At 35.7% G+C, this 26,840-nt stretch carries 29 protein-coding genes and 1 riboswitch; of the genes, 6 read left to right on the top strand and 23 right to left on the bottom strand.

The window, feature by feature from the left end:
• Window positions 1-54: 54 nt before the first annotated feature.
• From CSE16_RS05440 to CSE16_RS05395, 11 genes are all read right to left on the bottom strand, one after another.
• Complete coding sequence (locus tag CSE16_RS05440) at window positions 55-1,092, bottom strand: ribonucleotide-diphosphate reductase subunit beta (protein ID WP_099422964.1); 1,038 nt, start codon at window positions 1,090-1,092, stop codon at window positions 55-57.
• A gap of 13 nt (window positions 1,093-1,105) precedes the next feature.
• Window positions 1,106-3,313, bottom strand: coding sequence for a ribonucleoside-diphosphate reductase subunit alpha (locus tag CSE16_RS05435; protein ID WP_099422963.1), 2,208 nt, complete (start codon window positions 3,311-3,313; stop codon window positions 1,106-1,108).
• A gap of 192 nt (window positions 3,314-3,505) precedes the next feature.
• A riboswitch (cobalamin riboswitch) is annotated at window positions 3,506-3,685 on the bottom strand.
• A gap of 77 nt (window positions 3,686-3,762) precedes the next feature.
• Window positions 3,763-3,903 carry a hypothetical protein gene (locus CSE16_RS21235; protein WP_157764753.1) on the bottom strand — a complete coding sequence of 47 codons (141 nt, stop codon included), beginning with the start codon at window positions 3,901-3,903 and terminating at the stop codon, window positions 3,763-3,765.
• A 30-nt stretch (window positions 3,904-3,933) separates the two neighbouring features.
• Window positions 3,934-4,608, bottom strand: coding sequence for a hypothetical protein (locus tag CSE16_RS05430; protein ID WP_099422962.1), 675 nt, complete (start codon window positions 4,606-4,608; stop codon window positions 3,934-3,936).
• Window positions 4,605-5,096 (bottom strand): ECF transporter S component, encoded by a 492-nt coding sequence (locus tag CSE16_RS05425; protein ID WP_099422961.1) that lies wholly within the window; start codon window positions 5,094-5,096, stop codon window positions 4,605-4,607. The genes CSE16_RS05430 and CSE16_RS05425 overlap by 4 nt, the downstream gene beginning before the upstream one ends.
• Window positions 5,083-5,514 carry a bifunctional adenosylcobinamide kinase/adenosylcobinamide-phosphate guanylyltransferase gene (locus CSE16_RS05420; RefSeq protein ID WP_099422960.1) on the bottom strand — a complete coding sequence of 144 codons (432 nt, stop codon included), beginning with the start codon at window positions 5,512-5,514 and terminating at the stop codon, window positions 5,083-5,085. Before CSE16_RS05420 ends, CSE16_RS05425 begins: the two co-directional genes overlap by 14 nt.
• The gene (locus tag CSE16_RS05415; RefSeq protein WP_099422959.1) at window positions 5,466-6,062 is read right to left on the bottom strand and encodes a histidine phosphatase family protein; all 597 of its coding nucleotides are present in this window, start codon (window positions 6,060-6,062) and stop codon (window positions 5,466-5,468) included. The genes CSE16_RS05420 and CSE16_RS05415 overlap by 49 nt, the downstream gene beginning before the upstream one ends.
• Window positions 6,035-6,817 (bottom strand): adenosylcobinamide-GDP ribazoletransferase, encoded by a 783-nt coding sequence (locus tag CSE16_RS05410; protein WP_253896173.1) that lies wholly within the window; start codon window positions 6,815-6,817, stop codon window positions 6,035-6,037. The genes CSE16_RS05415 and CSE16_RS05410 overlap by 28 nt, the downstream gene beginning before the upstream one ends.
• 3 nt (window positions 6,818-6,820) lie before the next feature.
• Complete coding sequence (locus CSE16_RS05405; RefSeq protein WP_099422957.1) at window positions 6,821-7,363, bottom strand: bifunctional adenosylcobinamide kinase/adenosylcobinamide-phosphate guanylyltransferase; 543 nt, start codon at window positions 7,361-7,363, stop codon at window positions 6,821-6,823.
• A gap of 422 nt (window positions 7,364-7,785) precedes the next feature.
• The gene (locus CSE16_RS21740) at window positions 7,786-8,166 is read right to left on the bottom strand and encodes a glycine-rich domain-containing protein (protein ID WP_253896172.1); all 381 of its coding nucleotides are present in this window, start codon (window positions 8,164-8,166) and stop codon (window positions 7,786-7,788) included.
• Entirely contained in the window at window positions 8,151-8,321 is a 171-nt protein-coding gene (locus CSE16_RS05395) for a hypothetical protein (protein WP_157764752.1), read from the bottom strand. The genes CSE16_RS21740 and CSE16_RS05395 overlap by 16 nt, the downstream gene beginning before the upstream one ends.
• A gap of 789 nt (window positions 8,322-9,110) precedes the next feature.
• Here CSE16_RS05395 and CSE16_RS05390 point away from each other — a divergent pair.
• On the top strand, window positions 9,111-11,300 hold the full coding sequence (locus tag CSE16_RS05390) for a YhgE/Pip domain-containing protein (RefSeq protein WP_099422955.1): 2,190 nt from the start codon (window positions 9,111-9,113) through the stop codon (window positions 11,298-11,300).
• Window positions 11,301-11,844: 544 nt separating this feature from the next.
• On the opposite strand, the gene CSE16_RS05385 is transcribed toward CSE16_RS05390, so the two are convergent.
• Genes CSE16_RS05385 through CSE16_RS05375 form a run of 3 tightly spaced genes read right to left on the bottom strand, consistent with a single transcriptional unit; the run spans window position 11,845 to window position 13,886 of the window.
• Window positions 11,845-12,261, bottom strand: coding sequence for a Fur family transcriptional regulator (locus CSE16_RS05385; RefSeq protein WP_099422954.1), 417 nt, complete (start codon window positions 12,259-12,261; stop codon window positions 11,845-11,847).
• The gene (locus CSE16_RS05380) at window positions 12,258-13,124 is read right to left on the bottom strand and encodes a metal ABC transporter permease (protein WP_099422953.1); all 867 of its coding nucleotides are present in this window, start codon (window positions 13,122-13,124) and stop codon (window positions 12,258-12,260) included. The genes CSE16_RS05385 and CSE16_RS05380 overlap by 4 nt, the downstream gene beginning before the upstream one ends.
• Window positions 13,125-13,139: 15 nt before the next feature.
• The gene (locus CSE16_RS05375) at window positions 13,140-13,886 is read right to left on the bottom strand and encodes a metal ABC transporter ATP-binding protein (protein WP_099422952.1); all 747 of its coding nucleotides are present in this window, start codon (window positions 13,884-13,886) and stop codon (window positions 13,140-13,142) included.
• Between the two features lie 105 nt (window positions 13,887-13,991).
• Between CSE16_RS05375 and CSE16_RS05370 the strand changes: the two genes are divergently transcribed.
• Window positions 13,992-14,231 (top strand): isopropylmalate synthase, encoded by a 240-nt coding sequence (locus CSE16_RS05370; protein ID WP_157764751.1) that lies wholly within the window; start codon window positions 13,992-13,994, stop codon window positions 14,229-14,231.
• Between the two features lie 89 nt (window positions 14,232-14,320).
• Here CSE16_RS05370 and pcp read toward each other — a convergent pair whose 3' ends face one another.
• The 3 genes from pcp to CSE16_RS05355 form a co-directional block, all read right to left on the bottom strand.
• Window positions 14,321-14,944, bottom strand: a complete 624-nt coding sequence (gene pcp / locus CSE16_RS05365; protein WP_099422950.1) for a pyroglutamyl-peptidase I — start codon at window positions 14,942-14,944, stop codon at window positions 14,321-14,323.
• A gap of 21 nt (window positions 14,945-14,965) precedes the next feature.
• A complete protein-coding gene (gene dacB, locus CSE16_RS05360; protein WP_099422949.1) occupies window positions 14,966-16,384 on the bottom strand; it encodes a D-alanyl-D-alanine carboxypeptidase/D-alanyl-D-alanine endopeptidase in 1,419 nt (472 codons plus the stop codon).
• A 422-nt stretch (window positions 16,385-16,806) separates the two neighbouring features.
• A complete protein-coding gene (locus tag CSE16_RS05355) occupies window positions 16,807-17,049 on the bottom strand; it encodes a spore protein Tlp (RefSeq protein ID WP_099422948.1) in 243 nt (80 codons plus the stop codon).
• A 175-nt stretch (window positions 17,050-17,224) separates the two neighbouring features.
• Between CSE16_RS05355 and CSE16_RS05350 the strand changes: the two genes are divergently transcribed.
• The gene (locus tag CSE16_RS05350) at window positions 17,225-17,935 is read left to right on the top strand and encodes a hypothetical protein (protein WP_371514531.1); all 711 of its coding nucleotides are present in this window, start codon (window positions 17,225-17,227) and stop codon (window positions 17,933-17,935) included.
• A 75-nt stretch (window positions 17,936-18,010) separates the two neighbouring features.
• Here the strand turns inward: CSE16_RS05350 and CSE16_RS05345 are convergent, their stop codons facing one another.
• The 3 genes from CSE16_RS05345 to CSE16_RS05335 are packed head-to-tail and all read right to left on the bottom strand — an operon-like array spanning window position 18,011 to window position 19,772.
• The gene (locus CSE16_RS05345) at window positions 18,011-18,556 is read right to left on the bottom strand and encodes a GNAT family N-acetyltransferase (protein ID WP_099422947.1); all 546 of its coding nucleotides are present in this window, start codon (window positions 18,554-18,556) and stop codon (window positions 18,011-18,013) included.
• A 14-nt stretch (window positions 18,557-18,570) separates the two neighbouring features.
• Complete coding sequence (locus tag CSE16_RS05340; protein ID WP_256376317.1) at window positions 18,571-19,125, bottom strand: nucleoside phosphorylase; 555 nt, start codon at window positions 19,123-19,125, stop codon at window positions 18,571-18,573.
• A gap of 29 nt (window positions 19,126-19,154) precedes the next feature.
• Window positions 19,155-19,772 (bottom strand): zinc dependent phospholipase C family protein, encoded by a 618-nt coding sequence (locus tag CSE16_RS05335; protein WP_371514529.1) that lies wholly within the window; start codon window positions 19,770-19,772, stop codon window positions 19,155-19,157.
• Between the two features lie 116 nt (window positions 19,773-19,888).
• Here CSE16_RS05335 and CSE16_RS05330 point away from each other — a divergent pair, with 116 nt between their 5' ends.
• The 3 genes from CSE16_RS05330 (at window position 19,889) to CSE16_RS05320 (ending at window position 22,066) form a co-directional block, all read left to right on the top strand.
• Entirely contained in the window at window positions 19,889-20,704 is an 816-nt protein-coding gene (locus CSE16_RS05330) for a lipid II flippase Amj family protein (RefSeq protein WP_172954424.1), read from the top strand.
• Window positions 20,705-20,804: 100 nt separating this feature from the next.
• Complete coding sequence (locus CSE16_RS05325) at window positions 20,805-21,365, top strand: ATP-binding protein (protein ID WP_099422944.1); 561 nt, start codon at window positions 20,805-20,807, stop codon at window positions 21,363-21,365.
• Window positions 21,362-22,066: an alpha/beta fold hydrolase gene (locus CSE16_RS05320; RefSeq protein WP_099422943.1), complete on the top strand. Its 705-nt coding sequence runs from the start codon at window positions 21,362-21,364 to the stop codon at window positions 22,064-22,066. Before CSE16_RS05325 ends, CSE16_RS05320 begins: the two co-directional genes overlap by 4 nt.
• 101 nt (window positions 22,067-22,167) lie before the next feature.
• On the opposite strand, the gene CSE16_RS05315 is transcribed toward CSE16_RS05320, so the two are convergent.
• From CSE16_RS05315 to CSE16_RS05305, 3 genes are all read right to left on the bottom strand, one after another.
• The gene (locus CSE16_RS05315) at window positions 22,168-22,953 is read right to left on the bottom strand and encodes an alpha/beta fold hydrolase (RefSeq protein ID WP_099422942.1); all 786 of its coding nucleotides are present in this window, start codon (window positions 22,951-22,953) and stop codon (window positions 22,168-22,170) included.
• Between the two features lie 82 nt (window positions 22,954-23,035).
• Window positions 23,036-24,760, bottom strand: coding sequence for an ABC transporter ATP-binding protein (locus CSE16_RS05310; protein ID WP_099422941.1), 1,725 nt, complete (start codon window positions 24,758-24,760; stop codon window positions 23,036-23,038).
• Window positions 24,757-26,490, bottom strand: a complete 1,734-nt coding sequence (locus tag CSE16_RS05305) for an ABC transporter ATP-binding protein (protein ID WP_172954355.1) — start codon at window positions 26,488-26,490, stop codon at window positions 24,757-24,759. The genes CSE16_RS05310 and CSE16_RS05305 overlap by 4 nt, the downstream gene beginning before the upstream one ends.
• Between the last annotated feature and the right edge of the window lie 350 nt (window positions 26,491-26,840).

Genomic DNA, 26,840 nt, shown 5'->3' with positions numbered 1-26,840 from the left:
CCTAAAGCGATGATTAGTAACGACAGTTAAATTTACGCGAGCTACCATTTCCCTTTACAAATCATCAAATCCATTATCTTCTACGTTAATTTTCGTATATTGTCGTGAACGTTGTTCAAAGAAATCCGTTTTTCCTAAATCGACTTCTTCATATGCTTTAATCCATTTTAATGGGTTTTTACGATAGCCTTCAAAAGGCCGATCATGACCAAGTTGATTGCATCTTACATTTGCATAAAAGTAAATATACGCTTCTACATCCTCTACATCTAGCCCATCAATTTTATCCCCAATTATTTCTCTTGCCCAGTTGACTTCAAGCTCCGCCGCTTCTTTGAAAATCGCTTGTACTTCTTGCTCCCACTCTTGTGTTTGATATTGTGGATATTCCTCAAGCAGTTCCTTGTAAATTTTAATAAATAAATCAACATGTAGCTGTTCATCACGGTTAATATAATTTATCATCGTACTCGTTGCGACCATTTTTTGCTTGCGTGCTAAATGGTAGAAGAAAGCAAAGCCCGAATAGAAAAATAATCCTTCTAAAATGACATCATAAACGATGGCGCGTAGCATATTTTCAACAGTCGGATTTTCAGCAAATTCAATATAACCTTTCACAACGAAATCATTGCGTTTTTGCAACACCGGCTCAGTACGCCAAAAATCGAACGTTTGATCCTGCACATCTTTCGTAACAAGACTCGACAATATGTACGAATACGAATGATTATGAACGACCTCTTGCTGCGCTAAAATAATCATAAGTGCACTCAAGCTTGAATCCGTTAAATAATCCGCTACCTTACCCGCAAAATCTGTTTGAATACTATCTAATAATGCTAACAGCCCAATAATTTTCAAAAATGACGCTTGCTCATCCTCGGTTAATGTAGGAAATTGCTTCACATCTGTACTCATATTAATTTCGAAAGGCGTCCAAAAATTAGCTAGCATTTTTTTGTATTTTGGGTATGCCCAACTATAACGAACATCATCCCAGTTTAAAATATTTGAGGACTGTCCATTCACAATGCCCGTTGAACGGTTCGGAGCAGTCTTTTCCATAATTTTGCGTTTTTCTAATTGCATCTTTATTATCTCCTTAGCTTGAACAAGATTCACATTCTAATAATTCAGTTGATGTTGAACGGACATAATACGTCGTTTTAATACCACTACTCCAAGCATCTAAATGAAGCTGCAATAAATCCTTGGCCTTGATCGTATTTTGGACATATAAATTTAATGAAATCCCTTGATCAATATGTTTTGCGCGTGCAGCATTTTGCTTAATTGTCCAGCGCTGATCGATAAAGTAAGCGGATTTATAATACCAAGTTGTTTTCGAATTTAAATCCGGCACTGTCACCGGAATTTTGTAGTCCTTTTTCTCCTCAGAATAAGATTTCTGGAAAATCGGATCAATTGTCGCAGTCGAGCCCGCTAAAATCGATGTAGAAGAGTTAGGTGCTACTGCCATTAAATAGCCGTTGCGTAATCCCCCCGCGTGTACAAGTTGAGCCAACTCTCGCCATTTTTCAGACGTAAGACCACGCTCCTCAAAATACTTCCCAGTTTGCCAATCAGAGCCTTTAAATAGCGGATACGCACCCTTTTCCTGCGCTAATGCATTCGATGCTTGGATTGTTAAATAAGCAATTTCTTCATACAATTCATCAGCAAACTGAACCGCCTCATCTGATTCCCACGCGATTTCCTGGAGCGCTAGTAAATGATGCCAGCCAAATGTGCCAAGTCCGATGCCGCGATAGCGTTTATTCGTTAAATCGGCTTGTAGTACAGGAATCGTATTTAGTTCAATTACATTATCAAGCATGCGCACTTGAATTGGGATTAAGCGTTGTAAAGCTTGAGCTGGCACGGCACGCCCTAAGTTAATCGAGCTTAAATTACATACGACAAAATCGCCTGCTTTACGACGTGTTACAATCGTATCATCATCTAATATTTGCGATTCAAATTGCGTCGCACTCATGTTTTGAGCAATTTCCGAACATAAATTACTCGAATAAATCATTCCTGCATGCTTATTTGGATTTTTACGGTTTACTTCATCACGATAAAACATAAATGGTACGCCTGTTTCTAATTGACTGCGCATAATACGTTTCATAATTTCAATCGCAGGAATCACTTCTCTGGATAATATTGGATTATCCACACATTCCTCATAGCGTGTACGGAATGAACCTTCACCGCGCTTCTCATCATAAAAATCCTCTAAAGAATAGCCCATTGTTTTTCGCACTTCATAAGGATCAAATAAATGCCAACCCTCTCTTTGCTCAACCGCCTCCATAAAGATGTCAGGTAAGCAAACGCCCGTAAAAATATCATGTGCACGGAGACGCTCATCCCCATTGTTTAAGCGTAAATCTAAAAATGTTAAAATATCGCGGTGCCATACATCTAAATAAACAGCAATCGCCCCTTGACGTTGACCAAGCTGATCAACTGAAACAGCAGTATTATTTAGCTGCTTAATCCATGGCAGTACGCCACTTGATGCACCTTTATATCCTCGAATTTCTGAGCCACGACTGCGGACTTTCCCCATGTAAACACCTATACCGCCACCATATTTAGAAAGCGTTGCGACATCTGTATTCGTATCATAAATACTTTGCAAGCTATCATCCACTGTATCTATAAAGCAGCTTGAAAGTTGACCATGCGTTTTCCCTGCATTTGATAAAGTTGGTGTTGCTACTGTCATATACAAATTGGATAAAGCCCAATATGCTTCTTCTACTTTTTGCAAACGACTTTCCGTTTCATTTATCATGAGCGTCATCGCAATGATTAACCAGCGTTGTTGTGGGAGCTCTGCTAACGAGTTATCAAAATCTCGGACAACATAACGATCCATTAGTGTACGCAAGCCGATATAAGTAAATAATTCATCGCGGGATGGATCCATAATCGTTCCGAGCAATGTTCTTTCTGCTTTCGAATAATTTTCCACTAACATCGGATGAAGCAACTCTTTTTCTACTAACGTTTCTAGCCAGCCATTGAAGTTTTCATATGGTGCTGACACTTGGAATTTTTGCTGATGCTCACGGTAAATTTTTTCCGTTAATAATTTCCCCGCGACAAACGTCCAGTATGGCTCCTGCTCATCGATATAGCTAATCGTTTCAAGGATGCTTGCCTCAATCCAAGCATTCGTTGTTGCACCTTCATTTTTACGTAACCATTTTTGTGAAAAACGAAGCAATTGCTCCAAGTCTTCATCACCAAATTGTTGCACTAATTGTTCCAGTATTTTTTCCTGTACTTCTATCATGACAGCACTTCCTTTTCGTCGTAATCAACTTGGAAAGGTATCACTTGCCTAAAATAGCGCAGCATACTCTCCTTTTTAAACACAAAAAAACGAATCCCATAAAATTCGGATTCGCTACAATTAGAAATGGAAAGAGAATTTATTGCCTAGGAAATAAATCGCTCTATTCCATTTCCTAGCCCCCGAAGAAATGCGTCGTATACTTAAATTGGCAGGTCTCCTGGCTTTGCTTCATTCTTTGATTTCCCTTCCCGCTTATTCGCAGTGGATTATGAAATCATCGTCAGCATTACAGTTGCGGGGACAGCATTAGTTTTTCACTAATTTCCCTTTTAATCTACATGTTGTAGAACCTATCAAGTATTTTTACTATATATTGTGTATCTTTATGCTGTTGCCATTGTATCATATGAATTTTCACAAGGCAAGGGCTATACTTTTTTTATCAATTAAGCCTTGGCATAATTGCGTCCAGATTTTTTTCGAGCAATCTTGATAAACTCCCATAAAAAATCTGTGACATCCGCCGGGGCATTAATTTGATTCAGCATGGGTTCTAAGCCCACTAAATAAAATTGCATATTTGACATTCATACGCCATTTTTTAACGTAGGGGACCTCTACTGAAACAAGTTAATTTCTGTTATTGGTGCGGTCATTTGTTCAAAAAAGCTCTGGATATTTTGGTCATTTACAGCAACTAATACCGCGCATGATGGACCCGCTGATTTTTGTAAAGGGAGTGCGGTTTCATAAACTTTACAGCCTATAAAGCGCTCAATCTCTATGCCAATTCCTTTTGAACCAGTTGGCCAAAGCGCTTGGATAAAGCCTTCTTTTAATCCTGTATAAAGCTCGCCTAATGAAGCAATTTTTTGTGGATTATTGATTACTTCATTCCCTACTAATGGTTCGCCAACTACAAAATATTGGCAGTTTTCAGGATTACTTGCAAATGCTTTTTTCCCTAGCATCGTCAGTGACACAGCAGATTGAAGTGCTTGAAAATTCGTTTCACTAGATCCTGTTACCGGGGGCATTGGTTGATTTATTTCATTAAAAACTTGTTGAAATCCGTTTATGTATGACTGCCATGCATCGTCCCCTGAAAAGTTGGCTAATAACAGCTGCACAGGCATTGCCCCTGCACACCATTGCTCTAAAATTGCCGTTCGTGCCGTAAAATAACCAGTAACCTCATTGGGTACCTGTACTTCATCTTGTGGCTTTTCGCCAATACACCCAGCATTATCAATCGTTACAATGTTCTCACCTACTTGGATTGCATTTCTCATATTTGCGTACCTTGTCGTTGAACAACTAATTTTAATACAGGCATGACAATCATTGCCACAATGACATTAATAACTGTTGCGATGGACAAAGTGACAATCGAAGCCAAATAAAATTCAGCTGAAATTATAAAATAGAATGGCAACGGTGCAATAACCCCATTGGCAATAATGGCAAAAATCCATTTTGAAATATGAAAATTATTTTGGTGCAGTACCGTAAAAATGTAAACGATGAAAAACATTTCAACCGCAATTAGAACGTGGAATATACCAAGCGGCATCCCTGAAGTCAAACCTGTTGCAATATGTCCGAGCGCTCCAGCAATCCCCGCAAAAAGAGGTGGTAAAAAAACAGCACTGATGAATGCCGGTGCAGAATCAAGTGCTGCCGTTGAAATCGGCCCAGGCACTTTTATAAAACTCCCAATAACACAAATTGCTGCAATAAGAGCGGTTAACACCATTAAACGTAATTTATTTTTCTCCATGATCTATCTCTCCTTTTAAAATTTGCGGAAGCCCGTACCAAACACGAATGACGGTATTTGCTTCTTGACAAAGCTTTTGATAAATTCTTCCACATGTGTCACGCATTTGCCGTACCTCTTTTTCAAGTGGCACGACCCCTCGACTCTGGTCTGTGCATATACAAATTACTTGCGCATGCTTATTGAGCTCGCATAGCTGCTCGACAATCATTTCAGCAACCGCTTCTTCTGGTTGCTCTAGCATGGATTGAACAATTGTTTCGAAATCACTAATAACGACAATATCTTTTTCTTGAAATGCTGTAATATCCGGGATTTGCCCTTCACAATAATGTACTGGAACATTTCCTCGTTTTTGTATCATTGTTTCTACATAGTTTCGTTTACCGTTATAGGCGCCTCCGAGAATGACGTACATACTGCCCCTCCTAAAAATTGTTCTAGCTGGTCCCAATGCAATGTATAAAGTACGCGATGCTTGGCAAGCGTATTTTGAAACAATTGCTGCTGTTGTCCAAAATGCGAAAGCAATAGCCGAATTACCCCACCGTGCACGACAAACGTAAAGGTACCTTGTTGCACTATTAATTGTTGAAATGCTTGCAACACACGCTGTTCAAATGCCCAAAAATGCTCGCCATTTGGTGGTGTAACCTCATAAGGATCATCAATCCAAGCGCGATAAATTGGCTGGTTTTTTAATTGTTCGTAAGTATGCATTTCAAAATCACCAAAATTGCTTTCACGTAACTGCTTGACCCCTACATAGTTTGCATTCGGGAAATAGCATGCCGCGGTTTGCTGACAACGTATTAAATCACTGCCATAAACGACAGTTGGTGCTATTGTTAGCTGCGCCGATACTTCCTGTAAAATGGATTCATCTGTCCAACCAATGTATTTTCGTTCAACATTTGCGCGCGTTTTTTCATGCCGAATTAAATGAACAGTAATGCCACGAGCCATAATAGCACCTCCATCCCTTCACAATGCGCTCCGAGTAAATCTCCACTAACTCCACCAAAGTTTTTTATAATCCACTTTCGGTACAGCAAAACGCCGAGTAACATGGCTATTATAAGAATGACCATACTATAGTTTGCGAGTACAATACAAATAACGATGTAACCAACACATAATAGCACCACGCTGATGGAAAGCTGTTTTTTCCAAATAACACCTTTAAAATACGCTGCCAGTCCCGTTTGCTTCGACGTTTCGGTCGTTAAAAATACAGTCAACACACCAATTCGAGCAAGAAATGGAATGTATGTTAAAAATGGAATAATGGCAAAAGCCCCTTGCACAATCGCTTCATAAATAAAGCCTATTTTCAACAATAGTAAGCAAATCACACTAATGACACCGAATGCACCTGTTCGTGGGTCATCTAAAATAGCTAAACGTTTTTCTTTGTCTCCGTATGAAAAGTAAGCATCACTCATATCAATCCAGCCATCTAAATGCAAGCCACCTGTTACAACAATCATCCCGACAACGAGTACGATTGTGAGTAGTAACGGCGAAATATTACTATATGTAAACAAAACATAAGCTGTTGTCGCATACATACCGCCCATGATTAATCCAATAATCGGTAAAAACGCATACATCCATGTGACGGTTTTGTCGTTCATTGTGAGCTGCCTTTTCACGGGGATTGCCGAGAAAAATTGCCACGCTAATAAAAATCCAATTGCACTATTTTTCAACTTGTTCACTCCTTACTTCCATTGCTGTACAAGTTGGTATTGTACTTCATAGACTGACTCACAATGTGCAACAATCCACTGGTGAAGATTTCCAATGAGTGCCCGGTACAATTCTACTTCTTCATTACTTGCGCGCGGTTCATCCAATATTTCATTCGATACTATGACGACTTGCACCCCTTGCCGTTGCCATGCAAGAAGCTGTGTTTGAAAGGCCAACACATAATCTGCAATTCGCTGCTCACGATTTTCAAGCGTTTCTGTATGATACAGCACATTGGCCAACCATGTTGTGACACATTCAAATAACAGCACATACTGGGCATTGAGCTGCTTGATTGCATCTGGTATTTCTACTTGTATTTCAATTGTTTGCCAACGCAATCCCTGTTTTTCCCGGTCTAGCTGATGACGCGTAATACGTGCTACCATTTCTTGGTCAAATGCGACACCTGTTGCGATATAATAATACTGCAAATCCTGTCCAAATTGCTGAACAAGGCGCTCCGCAAAGGAGCTTTTTCCACTCCTTACACCACCTGTAATAAAAATCACCTACATCCCCTCCTTTACAACCTACTTATTAATCTCCACCCCCACCGCAGCTTGAGCAGGAACTATCAGACGAGCTACAACTACAAACGCTCGCCGATCAGCAACTCGTACAACTGGATGAACTGCTGCTACTTGCTTTCATGTAACTGAAAAATTCATCATAATGGAAATAGGAAACCGATAAAAAAGGAACGACCATTGCATTGTAATATTGCTGAATGGTGCGTTTATCATAATCTTTTACTCTATTTGCGGTTTTTTTCATCGAAGAAATAAGCGAGAGGACAACGGGCATGGATTTGGTATCACTTTTAAAATACATCGCGATAAGTTCATTTTCTGGTAAATTTCTAAATTTATCAATTCTATTGGGTTGTACAGTAAATATAAAAAACCTTTATAAAGATGGATGTTCTCCCTTCTTATGATAAAAGTTCTGCATACAGCCAATCAAAAAATCCGCGTAAATCTGGCTCTGGCTCTACATTTACATTCAGACTGTGATGAAGTGCCGCACCTAAATAATTTTTAGAAAAATCCCCATTCTCACGAGTAAACATGAGCATCTCATGCCATAATTCATCCACTTTCTCACTAAACATAAGCGATTCTTTTAAAAGAGCAGTCATAATAAAATAACGTTTCAAATCATGTAGGCGCCATTCATACTCATTGACCTTTAATTTATTTTGTCTCCTTACCCTCTCTTCTACATTTCCCATAAAACCTTTACTAAGAGATTGTTCCAAGTGATCCGTAATAAAACATTCCTTACAAGACGGCTGTATTAAACATCTCCACATAATCGTTTCGCTTCAGTGGTAAGTCCCATATGAATCATTGCTCCCATTACGATTTCATGCAGTTCTTTGTAGTCTTGAGATACATAATGAAGCTGAATTTCCCTCATTAATGCAAGTCGGGAAGCAACAGATGCGGAATAAAGGTATTTTTGCAACTCCTCCAAATCCAAGGTGTATATGCCCTTGAATCGAAAATGGTGTATGTAAGTCCAATAACTTTTAGAGTGTAGCGGGTACCCTGTATTTTCCAAAATTACTATGCATGACGTTAGCTCTTTATTTGTTTTCCATTATCTTACCATGGTCACTTTAATAAAGACCATCCTTTATTGCACAAATTGCTCCGTTATCTCAAACGTAGAAGATGGCTTGACTTGGTCATTCAGATGATTTTGCGCGAGCCTATAAGAAATAGAAAAAAAGGACAAGCATATATCCAATTCATTTTGGGGATTTTAGTAAATAACCGGTGAGGGCAAGTAAGAATCGCCTTTTACATTCAAACAAAACTTAAATTTGAATCTGCAACTTGGCAAGCATTGTTAGTTTCCACCTTCTGAAAAACGATAAATTTAGACATCTTTTGAATCGGTATAGCCTCACATTACATGTTATTGTCAAAATGGTAGTTAAGAAAAATAATTTCCTAAGCTATGTTTTAATACTTAAATTGGTACTCCCTAACTCTAAACCCTTTTGAAAGAATGTACTACATCTCAATTGTTAGAAATCGTCTAACAATTGGAGGTGCAGTTTATTTGGCAAAACATTGTTCAGTGTTAAATTTCAGGCAATTTTAACCTACTTTATTTAAAATAATAGTTGATCATTACAAAAATTAGTCTTTCTATCCCCTTGCCCTTATTTGGTTAGCCATTATTTATTGGGGGTATACTACAATCATTAAGTACCTATCAACTTCAATATAGTAGGGTGGACTAGTTATGAAAAATAGTTGGAATATTTTCAAGACAGACATTCAAAATATAAGTAGGAATTGGGTGGCTGCAATTCTTATAGGAGGTTTAGTCTTCCTGCCTTCTTTATATGCATGGCTTAACATTTATGCTTCTTGGGACCCTTATGCTAAAACTGATCAGATTCCTGTAGCGATTGTAAACGAAGATGCAGGAGCAAAAGTCCAGGGGGAACAGTTAAACATTGGAAATGAACTGATCGATACATTAAAAAACAATCAAGACATGAAGTGGTTTTTTACTTCTCGAAAAATTGCGATGGAAAAAGTTGAATATGGTGATTATTTTGCAGTCATCATTATCCCTGAAAACTTTTCCGAAAAGTTGGCTTCCATCGTATCGGGTAACCCCCAAAAGGCAGATATCGAATACTATGTAAATGAAAAAATTAACTCCATTGCGCCCAAAATAACGGAACAAGGTGCAACGGTTATTGTTCAAGATGTTAGCAGTCAATTCATCTCAAATGTGAATGGCGTCATTTTTGAATTCTTTAATGATTTAGGAATTGAAATAGAAAGCTACCTACCAGATATTCATAACTTTGAAAACTATGTATTCAAAATGGAACAAGAATTGCCAGCGATCCACAAATTGTTGACTGGTGTCCAAAAAGATGCCTCTTCTGTACAGAAAATTATCACTCAAGCTAATTTAATGGTGCCTCGTGCCGAACAAATAACGACTGAAGGTTTAAATCAAATTGAAAAAACAATCGATTTCTTGACGAAAGCACAAAATCGTTTAAATGAACTGGCCCCCACAATTGAAAATGATTTGAATAAAGTATCAAAAATTTCAAAAAGTTCTAATGAATTTCTTCAAAAAGTTCAAAACGTTAAAATGGATTTTACCGACTTGGATCGAGTAAAGGAGGACCTCGACAACAAAATAACCTCCAATATCCAAACAGTCGACTCGATCGGGAAGGACCTTAATTGGTTAAAGGACTTATCCAATAGCTCAAATGAATCGAGTTTGGAAGGAAACAACATAGAACTACAAACAAAACTAGATCAGGCAATTGATAAAACGAACAAATTGAAAGTTTTTTTACAAGAAACACAAACGAATACGCGAATAATCAATACACTTATAAAAGATAAAGAACAACAAATACAAAAAACATTGATTGATTTACAAAAAATAGCTCAGAATACATCCGTCCAACTGGATGCCTTTATAAACGAATACAAAAACACAATTGAACCAACTGTTCTTTCCGAAGTAGCCAATGCAAAAAAGACTTTAGGAAATGCCAAAGAAATGCTGTCCAGTATACAATCCACTTTACCGGAAGTCACACGTATTCTAAATAGCACAGCCGCCCATATTAAAGAGGGAAAAACAACATTGGATCATGCATTGACACAATATCCATATGTATATGACAAAGTGAACGAGCTAGCAGATACGTTACGTAAAGTTCAGGGGGAAACAAATCTCAATGAAATAATCCAGTTACTCCGCAATGATCCACAAGCGGAACGTAGCTTCTTTGAAGAGCCGATCGTCTTGAATGAAAACAAACTTTTTCCTATCGCAAATTATGGAACAGGAATGACTCCCTTTTATACAGTTCTAGCTATATGGGTAGGTTGTTTGCTTCTTATCTCACTTCTTGCTACAGATGCTAAACATGAAAATAATGTTAGCGAACGCGCGGTATATTTCGGTCGATTGTTTACATTCTCAGCTATTGGTCTTTTCCAAGCATTAATTGTAACAATTGGCGACATAGTACTATTAGGTGTGGATGTTAAAAATTCTTTCTGGTTTATAATATTTGGATTTCTTATTAGTTTCGTTTTCATGTCCATTGTTTATACGCTTGTATCCGTATTTGGCGATTTAGGAAAAGCGTTTGCAATCATTATGCTTGTCTTGCAAATTGCAGGGGCAGGCGGAACCTATCCAGTCGTTCTTTTACCAGAGTTTTTTCAGTTGATCAACCCTGCACTCCCTTTTACGTATGCAGTAGATATTATGCGTGAAGCTGTAGGCGGTATAGTTTGGCAGAGAGCATTACGAGATGCTTCCTTCCTTTTGCTATTTAGTTTAGCATTTTTACTATTCGGCACCTTCTTAAAAGAAAAGATAAACCGGAAAACAAAACTACTTCTTAAAAAGTCGCGAGAATCCGGATTATTTCACTGAGCTTTATCGTCACATTGAATAATTCGAGATTAAAGGAACAATTCGTAATAGGTACCAATTTCTCAAACGATTAATAAAGTTAATTCATTAATTCGTTAATGCTGTTAAGCTGATAAACCACGAGTTGGTTACAAGATTATCCTCCAAAATCACTTGATGTTTTGGACAAAAAAACAGATCATCTATATGAACTGCATCCCAATTGTGGAGGTGCATTTAGGCTTCGTTCTTTATCGACTATTTGATAAATTTAGCCCTTCTGCAAAATAAAATTAGAAAATGCCAAAACGCTGATTTAACAGCGTTTTGGCATTTTCTAATACAAGTAATTTTATTGAAAAGGGACTGATGAAGTAGCACCCATTTTTTTTAAACTTGTTTACTTTCACGTTTTCTTTAAGTTACCTGTTAGTTGGATAAGGTTTCTCATTTTAATGATATTGAAACCAAACAAACCATCCTGCTTTTAGCTAAAAATAAAGCTTTTTTAAACCTTCCTATTCCTGTAATCTAATATTAGATAGAACATTGCACAGGAAGTTTTTTAAGCAATTTGACATTGTGGACATTTTCCGTAAATTTCAAATTTATGTGCTTCAACCTTATAGCCGGGAAGCTTTTCACCGAGCATTTCCATCGGGCATATCGAAAGTTCCTTCACATTACCACAATCACGACAAATAAAATGATGATGATGGTGATCTGATTCGCAGTGCATACGGAAATTACGTTCGCCATTTAGCTCGGTTTCCTCTAAAATATCTAACTCAACAAAAGTAGCTAAGTTGCGATAAATCGTGTCAAAGCTCATTCCTGGGGAGTCTTTTTTTAATACTGACAACAAATCACGGGCAGTTAAATATTTGTCCGTAGCTGCAAACATATCCAAGATTAACGCTCGTTTATCTGTCTTTTTATAGCCATTGTCCTTTATTATTTCCCACGCGCGCGTTTCATTCACAGTAATTCTTCCCCTTTCGTTTTGGATGCCATTTTTAAAGTCAATTTTTTCAACATAATCACGATCAATAAAATGAAAATCGATGTGACAACAATTGTTCCACCTGGTGCTAGATTTAAATAGAAGGCCGATACTAACCCAATAATGACAGCTAGTTCACCAAATATGATCGAGTATATGATTGCTTCTTTAAAGCCGCGAGCTAATCGCATTGCTGCCGCTACTGGTAACGTCATTAAGCTTGAAACGAGTAATATACCAACAATACGCATACTTGCAGCTATAACAAGCGCGACAACTATCATAAATAATAGATGCACCCATTTCGCTGGCAAACCGCTTGCCTTCGCATACTCTTCATCAAATGAAAGGACGAATAATTCCTTGAAAAATAAGCGTAAAAATAAGATTACAATAATTGCAATTGCCATTACAATATACAAATCTTGTCTCGATACAGCCGATACCGAACCGAATAAATAACTCATTAAATCCGTGCTAAAACCACTCGCCAGTGAAATTAATATGGCGCTTATCCCAATACCACCCGACATGATGATCGGGATCGCAAGTTCTTCGTAATGCTTATATAATCGACGCAATCGCTCAATTAAAATCGACCCACTAACCGATGCCACAATGCCCAAATAAATCGGATTTAATAACGCCAATGCCGCCACCGATTGACTTAAATAAAGACTACCTGCAATTCCTGCAAGCGTCACATGTGAAAGCGCATCGGCAATAAGTGATAGCCTTCGTACAACAATAAATACCCCAAGTAATGGCGCAATAATCCCAATAATTAGCCCTGAGAAAAAGGCATTTTGTAAAAATTCATAGTTTATAATCGCTTCAATCATCTACGCCTGCTCCTCTTAATGAATCTTTCGCACAGAATGACCGTACCATGTATCTCTCTGCTCTTGCGAAATCGTATCAAAATCGTTTTTATAACCATGGAAATGAATCGTTTGATTTAAGCAGGCCACATGGCTAATACGGTCTGACACAGTATCGACATCATGTGTTACTAAAATCATTGTCATTTGGTGTTGAACATTTAAATGAGCGAGCATATCATAAAATGCCTGCACATTTTCATGATCGATTCCAACAGTTGGCTCATCCAAAATTAAAAGCTTTGGCTGTGCTACGAGTGCACGTGCAATAAAGACCCGCTGTTGTTGACCGCCAGATAGTTGCCCAATGTTTCGTTTCGCAAATGACTCCATTCCCACATCGGCTAATGCACGATTAATGAGTTCATCTGCATTTTTCGGTAAACGCTTAAATAATCCTGTCTTTTTCGCCAAGCCACTTTTCACAACTTCTTGCACAGTTGCTGGAAATCCCGAGTTAAACGCGTTGGATTTTTGCGAAACATAGCCAATCCATTCACGATGTTTAAAAGAATTCGCATTTTCACCAAACAATTCAATTTCACCCGTCATTGGCTTTAATAAGCCTAAAATTAGTTTTAATAAAGTTGATTTTCCTGAGCCATTTTGACCAAGTAGAGCTAAAAAATCTCCTTCCTCCACGCGTAAAGAGATATTTTTTAACACTTGCGTATATTCGTATTGAAACGAGACGTTTTTCATTTCGATTAAAGGTTTTTTCATTTTTTTCGCTTCTTTCTAATTCAAAATCATTACGATTTACAAGTTGTTAGTATAATTGACTTTTTACCAGATGTAAAGAGATTCATATTGAAAGGACTGCATGTTATGAACAAATTAGAGTGGTTTGAAAACTTCCAAAGTATGGATGATCGTGCGTTACAAAAATTTGCTAAAAAAGAGGATTTAAAATTTTCAATAGAGGAAATCCAACAGCTACGTCTCATTTTTCAAAATGCTTCATTAACTTGGCTTTTCTCTGGTATACCCGCCGCTGAATTAAAAAAAGCAGAATCACTAATCGGAGAAAAACGGTTAAAGAAATTAAGAAAAATAATTGGAGTATGATTAATTTTTTTATACATTGAAAAAGAGTATGGAAAACGAGTAAATAAGTTTTCCATACTCTCATTCTATTATTAAATCAGTTTATATTATTACCTAATAGAATCATTTTTACTTTTCACACATTCTTCGATACAAAGCTCGATACTTGCTAGTAAATCACGTTGGGCCCATCCTGGTAGCTTTCCATGTGCAATTGAGAGTTCAAATGATGCTGGGATATGAATAAATCCTGCCTGAACATTCGCTTGCTTACTCGCATAGTGTAAACCTTCATACATGATGTTATTACATAAATACGTGCCCGCTGTATCAGAAATGGTTGCAGGCAAACCCGCTTCATTTAAGCGGTTGACCATTGCGCGAATTGGCAATGTTGAAAAATAGGCCGCATTTCCACCAGCATGAATCGGTTCATCTACTAGCGCCACCCCTGCATTATCTGGTTCCCCATCTTTTATATTAATTGCGATTCTTTCCGGCGTAATTTTCGTACGTCCTGCTGCTAGCCCAAGAGAAATAATGATACTTGGCTGCACTTCTTCTACATATTTCAAAAATTGTGGCGGCGATTTTTCAAAGTCCACACTTAAAATACGCCCCTCCACTTGATAGCCCAATATTACTTTTTCATGTAGCGCCTTCACAATTTCCATTGTTGGATTGATTGGGTTTGATAAAAATGGCTCAAAACCCGTTAATAAAATTTTTTTCATTTACTTTTCCTCCATTAGATTTTATAAATTTTTCATGATATCAGCCATCATACGATCCATATGCACGGTTCCATTTGAACGGTTTTCCAATAAGATAGTGAAAATATACGTTTTACCACTTTTCCCCGTTACATAGCCTGCTAACGTATTCACATTCGGAATATAACCCGTTTTCGCATTTATTTTTCCCTTTACATCACTTGTTTTAAAGCGTTTTCGCAACGTCCCACCAACGAGACGCTCCTCATGACCTGCTACGGGAAGTGATTGATAAAATGTTTGGAAATACGATTTTTGCTGCACCTCATATAATAATGAAGACAAGCCATTCGCTGTCAAACGATTTCGATCAGATAAGCCCGAACCATCAGCCAATATCCAAGTTCCCATTGAAATATTTAACGCTTTCCCATATTCCTGCATTACTTGTAAACCAGCCGTTAAGCTCCCTTTCGCTTGTTGTTGCTGTCCCATTGATTTCACCAAAATATCCGCAATACTATTATTACTTAGCTTCATAAAGGCAGGGAAAATCGCCGACAATGTACGAGATTTTTTCATATGAATAAATTTTGCATCGGCTGGTACCTGTGCTGTCTTAATTTGCGTATTTTTTGCAAATTGAATGCCTGCACCTTGAAGTGTTAATTGGATTGCTTGTAGCGTATTTTTAGTTGGGTCTTGCAGGGTTACCCATTCCTTTTTACTACTTCCCTGTGGTAAATTACCCGAAATAATTATGCGATTCGTATTATATGAGCGCTCAATTTTTATCGTATTTTTTTGCCCTTTTGAAACAGTTTTGGCTTCATTCGCAATGGTCATTCCACTTAGATTCGGGATAATTTCATAGCTTGGCTTCGTTCCAACTTTACCAGGTGTTGCTGTAATAATGACGGTACTTGCATCAAAGTCTAGATTTTGTGACATCGTAATCGCTGACGTCCGCGCTCCAAAGTAGTAGGATTCATCAATTTTATCTACACCCGGTGGCAAAGTATTACCAGAAAAGTACGTATCATCACCAATGATATTTCCATTAATTTTGGAAATACCTTGATTTTTTAATGCCTTTGCAAATGCTAGAAAATCATCCTTATTTAATGTCGGATCACCCGTCCCTTTTATGTATAGATTGCCATTTAGTTCTTTATTAATGATTACCCCGTCAATATATAATTCCGTTGAAAAACGATAATCTTCTCCTAAAATATCAAGCGCAGCTGCACCAGTTAATAATTTCATATTGGAGGCAGGACGCATCAATTTTTCGCCATTGTGCTCATAAATTATCTTCCCTGTTTGCTTATCACGAATTGTCACAGCTACATTACCATTCCCTAAATTTTTCGTAACTGCATCACTAATGGAAGCGAAAGATTGCAGTGGAAGCGCAACGCATAATGTGATTAACAAAATAAAAGAAACGACTTTTTTCAAATATTTTTCCCTCCGTTCAACTCATAGAATTTTCAGTATTTTAAATGTAAGATAATTATAGCAAATTTGAATAGTGATTTTCCGATTTAAATGCGAAAAAAGCTTTTGCAAATATAAATTTTCTAATTGAGATTCTAATTATGGTGTGTTTGTTTAGGCTGACTAAGCACATGAGCCGCAACACTTTGTTGCACAAATCTGTACGACTCACTGTGTGCTTTGTGTAAGGCCAGCCTATATAAAAGTTTGGACTTCTGAAATTTTCTGCATAGATTACGCCGCTACCGTGGGAGGCGGCGGATTTCATATGTTCAATTTATATAAGTTACTTTTATATTTTCATCCTCACATAAAACACCATAATTACCCAAACAAATCCCCCCGCATTTAAAATTTTGCGGGGGGATTTTCATTAAACCTGCTTATTCAAAGCTTTTTTTCCTAGCTTTAAATGCTGCTTTGTCCCTCATTTGCTTTTCCATAATTTCGATGGAATGTTTACGCCGCGCATTTTTTTCCTGTAAGTGCTCTAGTTCCTCAGGCATCGCAAACTCCATACCTATTTCTGCCTCTTCTATATTCTTCTTCGTATTTTTAATCATCCTTCCAACACTGAGTGCATTGGTTGCCTTGCCATTGAAATTTTGCCGTTTTTGATTTTCCATCAGTTAACCTCCGCATTTATTTTAGATTGCTTCATTAGTTTGTTTTGCTTTATTTAATTTATACAAAATTAAATTTGGACATTTTTGAATTTTATTTGAATTGCACACTTACATCCAGAATTGAATATGCTAGTAGAATAGCCCAATCATATTACATCTAGCCGTCCATTGAGGCATGGAAAGGAATGATGGAAAAGTGTCCGCTTATTACTCAAATGATTTTTTCGCGTATCCACTAAGTGCTTCCTACCAACAACCATACGCGCAATATACGTCACCTATTCGGAATTTTTTGCCCCAACAACAAAGCTACAATCAGCAGCGTTGTATAAGTCAGAAAGAGGCCGATTACATGGCGATGAATCGATTACTGTGGTTGGAGCATGTTTACTGGACTCGAATGACGATTATTAGCATTGTCTTCCAATTACCAGATTTACCATTTGTACAGCAACGCCTTTTACGAAATGCAACCGATTTAGGTAATAGTCTTCGTCCTTTTTATGGAGACCAAATAGCGAATCATTATGCTAAGTTGATTGAAGAACATCTAGTTATTGCTGCCGAGCTCGTTACGGCAGCTGTAAAAGGCGATGCAACTACAGTAGTTACTAAAGAAAAAGCATGGTATAAAAATGCAGATGACATTGTTTTATTTTTAAGTAGCATCAATCCATATTTATCAAAAGAAGCTTTACAAAAAATGTTTTACAAACATTTAGAGTTAACGAAAAATGAAGCCGTGACAATGATTCAAAAAGATTATAAGGCAGCTGTTGCAATTTTTGATGAAATTCAGGCAGAGGCATTGGCTATGTCTGATATGATTGCCTCAGCAATTGTCCAGCAGTTTTTTTATCTATTTAAAAGTCCATACATGTGTTGATATTGAGTAAAATTTGTCCTGTAACATAATAAAAAGCTTCTAACCGTTATTATTGGATTAGAAGCTTTTGTTTTTTCAGTGTAGATTATTCTTTTCTTCCCATTCTTCTCTTAATATTCCCATACGAATTGAATCATAATAATGCCCTTCGTAATATCGCACTTTTCGAATCCTTGCTTCCATTTGCATGCCTAGCTTTTCTCCGACACGAATCATTCGTTCATTACCTGACCAAGTCGTAAAACCTACCCGAACTAACGGCAGCGTATTGAATAAATGGTCGATCCATAAAGTTAACACGCGGGTTCCTAAACCTTTGCCCCATGAGCCACTTTCGTGAAAAACAATGCCTACCTCTAGCCATTGGGAAGGTTGATGTTCCCAGTAATAAGAAACAATCCCTCTTATAACTCCGTCTACTTCAATAGCCCAAAAATTGTCTACACCAACCCATTTTGAACCTATTGGTAAAAATGCTTCATAACTCATTGCCTTATGTGGAAAATATGGTGCATCCCATTTTTTCCATTCTGGTTGCTCGTCCTTGTAGATTAACTCCCATAGACGAACTAAATCTGTTTCTGCCACTGGTCGAATGACAAGTTCTTTATCTGTATACATTGAGGTTCCTCTTTTCAATTAAACGATAGTGAAGATAAATAAAGTGCTAAATCTCTAATTTTTTCATCTGTTTCTGATTCAATTAACTCTCTTTCTTTTGTATAAGAATAGAGTGTATCCCCTTCAATTAAATGATCTGAAATGTTTAATAAACTAATAGCCTTTTTATTGAATTTTTTCGCTACTGCTAAAGTTGTTGCTGTTTCCATGTCTACACCCAAATGACCTTTCATAGCCCATCTATTAATTATTTCATGCGTTTCAAGTAGCATAGCGCTTGTAGAAATAACACTTCCTACTACATATGAATAGCCTTTTTTATTGCAATAATCTACAGCCGCAGAAACTAAATCCTTATCAGAATCAACTTTTTTCTCATTAGGTATATACCAATGAGAAGTGCCATCTTGCATTTCTGCTTCAGAAACAATTAGGATATCTCCATAGTTTATTTCTAAGGTTAATCCTCCACAATATCCAGTTTGAATGAACTGATTGGTTCCTGCAGAAGCAAATTGATGTGTAATTAGGGCTGCACTAGGACCACCATAAACGTTAGCAAAGCCTATACGATTCAGAAATGGCTATTGTCCCCTTTTCAAATGGAATCCCGCTTTTGATTGATCCAAAATAGCCCCATTTCCACAGATGTCTCGACATAGCCAACTATTTGATCAAACGTAAATACTTTAAGCTTTTCATTGATTTCACTTTCATTGCAATTCATATCCTCTATTACATATGGAATGAACTTTTTAAAATCCTCAAGCTTAACCTCTTCTAATTCAACGATTGTTGCTGGGCCTTCTAATAATTCTTGTAATTCTTCAGTGTAGCCATAGTATTCTAGTAATTTTCCGTTCAGTAATCGAAAGTCATTGTGATATAAATTTATCATTTCTTCATTCGATTCCATTCTATTTTTTAGCCAAGGTAGGTAAAACCCTTTAAGCCAAATATCATCGGCGATTAAATGTGTAAAATAGCCTAAAACAAAATCATTTTCAGCTTGTAGACGATATTTATGTAAAAAACTGTTATAATCCACACTTCTAGAATAATCATGAGCACTACCTGTAAAAAAATGTGATAAATCTTTATTCGAAGCGGCATCTGCTGCAATACCACCAAGTAAAAAAGAAGTTCGATCTTGTATAGCTATACTCTTTGCAATTTTATTCGCAATGATTAAATGCATAATTCTCGAACCCATCATTTCCCCTCTCCTCTAGTATTTTTCTGTATATTTTAAATATTTTACCAAAACAAGAACTAACTTACTATAAAATCGTCTACACTAACAACTATAAAATTATTTAGGGGTTGTTTATAATCGAATTGTTCACCGATAAATTAATCATAATCGCACTTTTCATATTAATTATTCATTCAATCGAAACGTTAGCTTATGCCGTACGTTTATCAGGTGCTCGTGTAAAGTTACTTGCATCCGCTTTATCTCTATTCAATGTGATGGTCATGGTTTCAAGATTAGCGAATATGATGCAACAACCATTTACAGGAAGTTTAGTGGATAATGCACCAACAGAAAATGCATTTATCTATGTAGAAAATCAATTTCGTATAATTATTGGTGCAGCATCTATTGGTACCTTAATCGGGATTCTTCTTCTCCCTACTTTTATTGCCCTATTTTCAAGAGCAATCATTCTTTTAGCTGAAGAAAGGGGGGACATCCCCGCTTTAATGAAAAGGGGTTTTACGTTTGAATATATAAGACGTGGCGTGAAACACATTCGTAAACCTAGTTTTACTTTTATAAAAGGCATTCGTATAAAAGAAATTCCCATTAAACTATTTGTAATCAATATATTTATCACAGCGATTTATACAATTGGGGTTTTATCTTCTCTCTATGCGGCTTTACTAGTCCCAGAGCATGAAACGACAGCTGCGATGGCTTCAGGGTTAATTAATGGTATGGCTACGATCCTCTTGATTATATTTGTTGACCCTAAGATTTCAATTCTAGCTGATGATGTGCTAAATAAACGAGGGAGCTATTTGGATTTAAAAAGAGTTTCTGTCATGATGATGGCCTCTCGATTTTTGGGCACTTTATTAGCTCAACTGTTATTTATTCCAGGGGCACATTATGTCGCTTGGTTTGCAAACTTGATTGCTTAAGTAAAATAAAAAAATCCTTCCCCTAAACATTCATGGGATGTTGATATTTTACAAATTATGCTAGAATTTAGTTAAATTAATTTTAGAGAGAGGTATTGTTATGAAAAGGATTGCGATTTTGACAATTGGAAAAACCCATAGCGGAAAATCAACTTTTGCAAAATTATTAGAAGCAAATCTTCCAAATTCAGTTATACTCGATCAAGACAATCATGCCGCATTTATCAATTCGTATTACCAAAAACTCCTTCCGACTAGCGGTCCCAATATTTTAAAGTTTGGACTTTCAACGTATATTTTGAACTATGCCATTCAACAAACAAACCTTCACATCATTTTATGTAATTCAAATTCAGAAAAAATCGACCGTGTTGAGTTGTTAAATTCATACTTCCCAAAAACGCAATTTATTCGTGTTCTTATTTACTTCAATGTAAACGATGAAATCCTGTTGAAACGGGTGAAAAAAAGTACACGGGAAACGAATATTTTTAGAGACACCTCATTTAGCTTTGAACAACTATTGGATAGACAATACAACGCAATCAATCCGCCTTCCAATGATGAGGCTGAACTAATTTTTACTGTAGATGAAAATACTGACCAGCTAAAGTTAATAACAAACATCATTCAAAATATAAAAATGGAGCTCCGTATATGAATTATACTGATAGATTCATAAATACCGACATTAATATGCATTATATTGAAACAAACGACTATGTTTATAATTTACTATCTCTTGTATATATTCCTGGAGCCTTGGGGAATGCTGAACAATTCATTGAAGAAACGAAATCTTTTTTTCCTAGACATTGTATTTCTATGAGTCTAAGAGGTAGAGGGAAAAGTGATGCTCCACTAAAAGGATATACTTTTGAAGAACATATACTGGATATTTCTTCAGTTATTAAAAAAAGTAATCTTAGCGCTTATTGTTTAATGGCATATTCTATGGGTGTTCCTTATGCAATAAGATATGCTACTTCAAACCCTAGTGAAGTAAAGGGATTAATATTATGTGATTATCCTGCAAAATACCCTAGAATTCCAGAACAATGGGTAGAAAGCGCACAGAAATTCGTTCAGGAAAATAGACAACATGTAGTCAAAGAAATTCAAAAAGATTCAAAGGAAATAATTTTATGGGAAGAATTAAAAGAAATTAAGTGTCCTGTATTAGTTATTAAGGGTGGAACAGAGAAGGCTTTACTAAAAAAAGACGCTGCTGAAAAATATAAAAGCAACTTGAAGCATGTTGAATTAATAGAATTCACTAACTCAGGTCATGAGTTATGGGTTCCTGACTACAATAAATTTATCATTTCTATAAAAGATTTTTTAAATAAAATAGATACTTAACTATTGCCTTTCCCCTATTAAAAGAAGTGATCAAGAAACCTATAAAATATATTTTAAAAGTCCCCACTATTTTCTTTTAGAAACCTAGTGGGGACTGCTATTCATATACCGATAAACTGTATCAAAAGCTCGTTAAATTTTTCTCGTTCTTCCCAGAATAGACCATGCCCACTGTACTGAAAAGGAACAAGCTGTGAGTTAGCAATTTTTTGATTTAGTTCCTGTGCTTGTGTAAATGGAATCACTTTGTCGTGAATACCGTGAACTATTAAAGTAGGGGCTGCTATTTGTTGAAGATCCGTATATAGTTGCTCATCTTTTAGTAGAACGATGACTGCCGCGGTTGACCACCCTGCCGCCTGTAATCCCATTTGAAAAAACCAGTCTGAGAATGGGCCTGTTATATACTGAAAGAAAAAGGTGTCTATTACATTCTGCATCATCTTAGGGCGGTCATTTAACGCCTCGTTAAGAAATGTATTCGCCGTCTCTGTTGTAAAACCTACAGGAGCAGCAGCGTCTACAAGGACCAATTTCGATACACCGTGACCATTGTATCGCGACATATACCGAATCGCGATTGACCCACCCGTTGAATGACCAACGAGTGTGAAATTAGTTAGTTGAAGTGTACTAACTACAGTACGGATGTCGTCCGCCAATCGGTTATAATTGTAGCCACTCATTGGCTTATCCGAATTACCGAATCCTCTCCAGTCAATTCCTATACAGCGATATCCCTTTGCAGAAAGAAAATCAAATTGATACTCAAACTGCTTATGACTTAATGGCCAGCCATGTATAAAAACGATTGTCTTGCTACCCCCAGGGTTTATATCTTCCACAAATAAATTTACTCCTGGTTCCACATTAACAAAGTATCCCATATGTTCCCCCATAAAAAGGCTTTATCAATAAGATATTCGCTTAAAAAAAATGGGTTACTGTCTATACACGGTTTTGCATGATTCAATAATCAGTATCTTTCATCTCATTCATCACTAATTCATAATACAATGATTTATTTTGTAATAATTCAGAATGACAACCTTGTTCTACAATTTTCCCCTTATCGATAACAAAGATGATGTCTGAATCTTTAATGGTAGAAAGTCGATGAGCAATAATAATTGTCGTTTTATTTTCTCTAATCATGGCAAGATTTTTTTGAATTATTTTTTCTGTGTTTACATCTAATGCCGATGTAGACTCATCTAAAATTAATACCTCTGGATCTCTAATTAAAGCACGAACTATTGCTAACCTTTGTTTTTCACCGCCTGAAATCGTTATTCCACGCTCCCCTAGTGAACTATCATACTTATCTGGCAATTTTTGAATCATATCATCAATACACATTGCTTTGGCTAAACTGATCATTTGAGTATCAGTAATTTGTTTATATCCCAGTAATAAATTATCCCTTATAGTACCTGGAAATATGTATGGATCTTGAAAAACAATACTGACTTTCGATTTCCAAATATCTTTTGAAATATCAGTAATATTAATATTATTTGACTGAATACTCCCCTCCTCAACCTCATATAAACTTTCAAGTAAACTTCCAATAGTTGACTTCCCACTACCACTAGGTCCAACTATAGCTATTTTCTTTCCAATTGGTATATCTAAAGAAAAATTTCTTAATATAAATTTTTCACCTGAATTATACCGAAAAGAAATATTATTAATTTTTAATGATTCAATTGAGGAAATCGTTTTAGTATTCTTTGTTTTATTTGGTTTTGTATTAAACCAATTGCTAATATTTTCAACTGAAGCCATCTTGCCTGAAAATGAAAATATTAAATTGTATACTTTTACAAATGAATGGAGCAGTTCTAATGTAAGTTGGTAAATAACAACTAATAAACCAATTGTCATGGACCCTTTAACGACAAGGTATCCACCATAGCCAATTACAATAATCTGCGCAATGGAAGTTATAGATTCTAGTGAGAATACCATTTTTATTTTTAGCTTTCCTTCCAACATGACACTTTTAAAGTATTTAATAAAACTGTTTTGATATCTCGTGTTTTCCCAATCACCTCGATTATTTGCTATCACATCACGAGTAGAAGTTATACATTCTTCTAATACAATTAGTAGTGAAGATTTTTTATCTTGAATATCTTTCCAAACTTTTTTTTGCTTATTTGATAGTTTTTTTCCCGATTTTATATAGAAAAGAGACAAAGTAAGAATCGATAAGAAAAGTATAGGAGATGCCTTTAAAAATAAAACACAAATAATAATAGTACTTACTAAGTGTTTTATAATATCCGAAATATCTTCTCCTATTAATCTTGCTACAATAGGTATTTCATTCGAAAAAAAATGCACATAGCGAGCATTTCGTTCTTTCTGAACTATATTGATTGGTGTACTATATAAAGTCGATAAACCTTGCTCAACTAATTGATATTTAACACGACCATGAATTTTACTTTGAATATAAGGATTAACAACAAATAATATTATGAATATTAAATAACATAAAGCTATTAATATTACATATATCCAAATACCACCAAAATCTGACCCCATAATTATTTGATCAATAATATATTGTTGCAAAGTGATTGAATAAACAAAGCTTATTGATTCAATTATTAATAAAAAAATAGAAGAAAAATATAATAACTTTTGATTTTTAATATAATACCAAATCCAATACATATTCTTCATAAGAGCCCAGCTTCTTTCGTTTGTATTATAAATTTCTTATAAAGACCATTCTTTGCTAGTAAATGCTCATGTGAACCAGATTCAGTAATCTTGCCATTATCAAGTACGTATATATGATCATAATTTCGAATCGTACTTAATCTGTGAGCAATGGTTATTACAGTCTTACCCATTAGAAAATTATCTAAAGATTTTTGAATATGATTTTCAGTTATATTATCTAAAGCAGATGTTGGTTCATCCAATAATACTATTGATGGATTCATTATAAATAGTCTTGCCAAACCCACGCGTTGTTTGAGTCCACCTGATAAAGTTACCCCTTTTTCATCAACTTTAGTATTATATTGATCAGGTAATTCCATAATATAGTCATGCAGGTGAGCTGCTTTTGATGCTTCAATTATCTCTTCTTCTGATGCGAATGGATTTCCAAATAAGATATTCTCTTTAATGGTAGATCCAAAAATATAAACATCTTGAAAGACAATGCCAATTGATTGTCTAATTGTACCCAAACTCAGGGAGTTAATTGGATTGCTATCAATTGAAATTTCCCCACTATTACAATCATAAAAACGTGTAATCAACTTGGTAATTGTCGATTTCCCACATCCTGACTCTCCAACAAATGCTATTTTCTCACCAGACTTAATATTAAAACTTAAATTTTTTAATATAGGATTATCAGGAGTATAACAAAAGGAGACATTTTCAAAATTGATATTTCCTTCTATCTTATTTAAATGTACAGCACCTTCCTGTTCAATAATAGTTGGTTCTAAATGGGTAAATTCATATAGTTTACTCGCTTGAAACATTAGCATTTTTTGCTCCGTTAAAAGAGTAATTATTGATGTTAATTTATGCATTGTAACTAAATATAATAGTAAAAATGAAACAAATTCCCCTGCAGATATCGTTTCTTCTTTTATTAATAAACAACCTAATAAAATTAGAATAATAGCTCCAAAGTAATAAGTAAAACGACGAATCGATCCTCTTAAATAGGCATACCAATACCGCTTTGTAAATAAATTTGTATTATTCTCTACCTCTTTTAATGTTTTATTTAAATCCCATTCAAAGCTATTAAACACATTCAATTCTTTGAGTAAAGAGACACTTTCATAATATTTTTGTCCTAAATTTATTTGACTATCCGCTAGTTTTTTTGCAATATTCGAAGCTTTCTTTTCAATCTTTGGACCAAATAAATAGTAGAGGGAAAAGCAAGGTATTATAGCTACACTTAAATAAAGACTAATATCTAACATGAAATAAACAGAAATTGAAACAAATAAAATATGTTGTATTATTTCAGGGAAATATCTTCTATATAATTCTTGTAATGCTGCAACTTCAGTGTTCACTAGGGCGAGTATTCTCCCAGTAGAGTTCTTTTCAAGATAACTAACACCAAGAGTTCGTAATTTTGTTACAATACTCCACTGTAAATCTCTCACACTATTTTCCTGAATGTATCGTTGCAAATATTCTTTCGAAGCTGTAGCGATTAATTTTAGTAATAATATTAAAAATATAGCGAACAAACAATAAGCAAATAATTTTATATTCTTATTTTTTAAAACATCGTCTATAAAATATCCAAACATTTTTGGAATTATTAGTTCGCTTACAGAGATAATTAATCCACAAATGATTAATAGTAAAACTTTACTTAAATAAGGCCTTATAAAGGAAATAGCCCATATATAAATTTTAATCAAACTTATTTCCTTAGAGTTTATATTTTTCATCTAATTCAGCAAGGATACTCCCACTTCTATACGTGGAGGAGGAATTGCTGTCCGCTTTTGGAGCGAAAACTTTCTCCCCTTGCCTTGCTCCCTTCTTGTTCGTTCTTTAGTTTCCATAAAAATAATGTCTAAATATTCTAAATATTATTATACAGAGACCGAGAAGGAAATGGAATAAAATTCTATTTTACTCTCCCTTGATTTCAAATGACTTTTAAACAACCTTATTTTAACTTCACAAATAACTATGGCATTATCGCATTGGACGCTCAGTGAACGGTGGAATACTAGGTGCTAAAATCAGTCATCCCTTGCGAAAT

Source organism: Solibacillus sp. R5-41, from assembly GCF_002736105.1.
GTDB lineage: Bacteria > Bacillota > Bacilli > Bacillales_A > Planococcaceae > Solibacillus.
Note: the sequence above shows the minus strand (reverse complement) of the source record. Positions and strands in the feature narration are given on the sequence as shown.